Origin of the sequence: Escherichia sp. MOD1-EC4550, assembly GCF_963876935.1 — a bacterium.
Lineage (GTDB): Bacteria > Pseudomonadota > Gammaproteobacteria > Enterobacterales > Enterobacteriaceae > Escherichia > Escherichia coli_F.
Window position 1 is genome coordinate 1 of record NZ_CAWNSE010000037.1, and the last position, 3,463, is coordinate 3,463.

Below are 3,463 nucleotides of genomic sequence, written 5' to 3' on the forward strand. Positions count from 1 at the left end.
GTCCCGGCGTTCGCATTCACACTGCCACTGATATCCGCATTTTTAGCCGTCAGCTTTCCGTCCGGTGTCAGGGAAAAGGCCGGGGGATTGCCGCCGCTGGTAATGGTGGGGGCCGTCAGGCGCTTCAGGAACACGTCATTCATGAATATCTGGTTGCCCTGCGCCACAAACATCGGCGTTTCATTCCCGTTTGCCGGGTCAATAAACGCGATACGGTTAGCGGCAACCAGAAACTGGCTCAGTTTGCCTTCCTCTGTATCCTCCATGCTGAGGCCAAGTCCCGCGACATAATGTTTGCCGTCTTTGGTCTGCTCAATTTTGACAGCCCACATGGCATTCCACTTATCGTTGGCGTCCTTCCACTCTTTCGAAAACTCCTCCAGTCTGCTGGCGTTATCCTCCGTCAGGTCGACTTTTTCCAGCAACTCCTTGCCGAGATGAGATTCGGTTATCTTGCCTTTGAAAAAATCCAGGTAACCTTCCGCATCATCGCTCGCCCGACCGACAGCCTCCACGAATGCCGATTTGCCAATGGTGTTCACACTGCGAACGTAAAAATAATAATCATGGCCCGGCCTGATATTGATACTGGCAGCTATCCAGTACAGCGCCGTGCCAAGATAGCGGGCTGTGGTTTCAACCTGCCTGATATCCGCAATCCGTTTTTCCGAGAACCAGAACTCAAACTGTACCGTCGGGTCATAAACGGCAAGATGCGGCGTGGCGGTTATCTGAAAATAGCCCGGCGTCAGCTCAATCCTCGACGGTGCTGCCGGTGCGGCAATCCGGAACGATACCGACGCCGGGTCCCCCTGCTGCCCCCAGGCATTTACCGCCCGGACTGTCAGCGTGTACCGCCCCAGCGCCAGCTGCCTGAAGCGGTATGTTGTTTCCGTCGTCCGGGCCGTGCTGACCAGCCGCTCACTGCCGTCATCCGCTGCCACGGTCAGGCGAAGCAGGAAGCTCACGCCCTTCACCACCTTCGGCGTGTCCCAGCGCGCCAGCACCTGATATTCCCCGCTGTCTGCAGTGACTTCTGCGGTCAGGTGCTGCACCGCTGGCGGCGTGACACCATTCACCGTGCCACTCTGTTCGCCGTCAAAGTGCGCCCCGTTATCCACGATGGCCTCTTTTTCCGGCACATGCTGCACGGCGGTGATGGCATACGTGCCGTCGTCGTTCTCACGGATACTCACGCAGCGGAACAGTCGCTGGCGCAGCGTCGGCAGCTTCAGCCCCCATACGCTGTATTCAGCAACACCGTCAGGAACACGGCTCACTTTTACCTTCACGCCGTCGGTGACGGACTGAACCTCCACGCTGACCGGATTGCCACTTCCGTCAACCAGGCTTATCAGCGTGGTACCGGAGGATGGCAGCGTGATTTCACGGTCGAGCGTCAGCGTCCGGGTCTGGCTGTTCACCGCCAGCACGCGCCCGCCGATGCTGATACCGGCATAGTCATCATCGCAGATTTCAATGACATCGCCCGGTACATGGCGAAGCCCTTCAGCACCCACGCTGAAGTCCACGGTCTGCGTTTCCAGCAGTTCCGTTTTAATCAGCCACAGCCCGGCGCGGTGTGCCTGCCCCCGACTGGTACAACCAAAGGCATCCATCTTCGTGACATTACGACCGTAACGGGCAATGGCCTGCGTATCTTCAACAAGCTCTGTCGCCGTCTCCCAGCCGTTGTTCGGGTCAATCCAGTTCACCTCAACGGCATTATGGCGGTCCTTCAGGGCGCTGAAGCTGTAGCGGAACGGCGCGCCATCATCCGGCATCACCACATTACTGCGGTTATAGGTCCACACCTTATCCGATGGCCGGTCCTGCACGAACGTCAGCGTCTGCCCGTTCCATACCGGCATACAACGCATCGCCGAGCAGAAATCACTGAGCACATCCCACGCCTTGCGCTGTGTGGTCAGGTACGCATTACAGGTGATGCGCGGCTCCGTGCCACCAAAGCCGTCCGGCACTGACTGGTCGCAGTACTGGCCGATGACATACAGCGCCCATTTATCCACATCCGCCGCACCAAGACGTTTCCCCATACCGTAGCGCGGATGGGTCAGCATATCCCACAGACACCAGGCCATGTTGTTGCTGTATGCCGGTTTAAACGTTCCGTCCCAGATACCGCTGTATTGCCGCGTCTGCGGGTTATAGTTCGACGGCACCTGCAGAATGCGCCCGCGCAGATGATAATTACGGCTCACCTGCTGACTGCCGAACTGTTCCGAGTCCACCTGTACGCCAACCAGTGCCGTGTTCGGGTAGCACTGTTTCACATCGATGATTTCAGTGTATGACGACCAGAGCGTTTTGTTCTGCAGCTGGTCTGTGGTGCTGTCCGGCGTCATCCTGCGCATCCGGATGTTGAACGGGCGCGGCGGCAGGTTACCCACCACCACCGAGGCCAGATACTGCGAGGTGGTTTTGCCCTTAATGGTGATGTCTTTTTCCGTCACCCAGCCACCGTTACGTTGTATCTGAACCAGCAGGCGGACTTCCGACGGATTCCTGTCCCCCTTTGAGGTGGTTTCCACCAGTGCCTGTACACCGAAGGTAAAGCGCAGACGGTCGATGTTTGCAGACGTAATGGTGCGGGTGATCGGCGTGTCATATTTCACTTCCGTACCGAGCACCGTCTCGGAGCCGGAGGATTCAAACCCCTCCGGCGGTGTCTGCTCCTGCTCACCGGCCCGGAACACCACCGTGACGCCGGATATATTGGTATTCCCCTCACTGTCCAGCACCGGCGTACTGTTCAGCAGCACGCTTTTTAATCCATCCACCGGACCTTCAACCGGCCCTTCGCTGATGGCATCAATCACACTCAATAGCTGCGTGGATTTCAGGTTATCTTTCGCTTCGCGCGGGGTATGCCCCTTACTGCTGCCTTTACCCATTCCTCACGCTCCATAAACGACAAAACCGCCCGGAGACGGTTTCACATAAAACCTTTTGCATCAGCGACCAATCACCACAACCTGACCACCATCCCCTTCGTCTGCCGTGCTGATCTCCTGAGAAACCACGCGTGACCCCACGCGCATTTCACCGTACAGAACAGGCAGAACATTGCCCTGGGCAACCATGTTATCCAGTGAGGAGAAATAGGTGTTCTGCTTACCGTTATCCGTTGTCTGTGTTCGGGGAGTTCTGGGTTTGGGGGCCAGCATCTGCGCCACACCGCCCAGGATCATACTGGCCCCTGCCGCATACATACCCGATACAGCCGCGGCCCCCAGCCAGCCCACAGGGTTCCACCATGCAACCGCAATCAGCGCCGCCCCCAGCACTGCCTGAAAAATACCGCCACTTTTAGCACCCGCCAGACGCGGTACGATGTGGATCACGGCACCATTTTCCAGCGGCTCATTCAGACGGGCTGATAATTCGTTTTCACCTGTATCACGCCCGGCAATCCGTATCTGATACCAGCCCTCATTCAGTT

At 57.6% G+C, this 3,463-nt stretch carries 2 protein-coding genes; both read right to left on the minus strand.

What is annotated here, in order from left to right; all coding sequences use genetic code 11:
- Positions 1 to 2,915, minus strand: a 2,915-nt coding sequence (gene gpJ / locus AACU19_RS20115; protein WP_105279233.1) for a phage attachment tail tip protein J, incomplete at its 3' end; no start/stop codon positions are given.
- 60 nt (positions 2,916 to 2,975) lie between these two features.
- A partial coding sequence (locus AACU19_RS20120; protein ID WP_105279234.1) for a tail assembly protein occupies positions 2,976 to 3,463 on the minus strand: 488 nt, incomplete at its 5' end.